Source organism: Bradyrhizobium sp. Kon56, from assembly GCF_055807635.1.
On the sequence record NZ_JBVVOU010000137.1, the window covers coordinates 1 to 545 of the forward strand.

The 545-nt window shown below is 61.8% G+C and carries 1 protein-coding gene; it reads right to left on the reverse strand.

Going from position 1 to position 545, the window contains the following annotated elements; genetic code table 11:
- Positions 1–103: 103 nt before the first annotated feature.
- A partial coding sequence (locus tag AC0L3B_RS38305) for an NEL-type E3 ubiquitin ligase domain-containing protein (RefSeq protein ID WP_473382752.1) occupies positions 104–545 on the reverse strand: 442 nt, incomplete at its 5' end.

The following is a 545-nucleotide window of genomic DNA, read 5'->3' on the forward strand; positions in this document are numbered from 1 at the left end:
TGAGTGTGACCGAGCGCTGGCTGGCGCCGAACCTGGGTTACGAGAACTGATAGCCTTTTGCGCTCGCGCAGGGGCTTGTCGAGCCCCTGCGCGCAGGTGCGGCCTAAAGTCCCAGACGGGTGCGTTCGCGTGCGGTCAGCTCGATGGCCAGGGCTGTTTCCCGTTCAGCCCGTCTGCGGCCCAACTCTGCGTATTCACGTAAATACTCCTCGCCGGCGTCGGGGTAACGGTCGTCCAGGGCGTCGACTTGTGTTGCCATGGAGTCGGCCAAGGTCCTGAACTCGGCAGGGTACGTTCTCCTCAAGTAGTCCACCCAGTAGGTGCGTTCAATCAGGCTCTGGACAAAGGCATCCCGGCCTTCGTTTTCGATGATGCGGTTATACGCAGTGTCCAGGGCCGCCGGAGTCACGTTCGCGGCGTTTGTATAGATCATGCCCTGAGGTTGACTCGGCAAATCCAGACGCTGGGCCAATCCAATACGGTAAGCCAGGCGAATTTCCGCCGGGTCGGCGCCTGGTCGCCCGCGAATGGCCTCTTCGGCAACC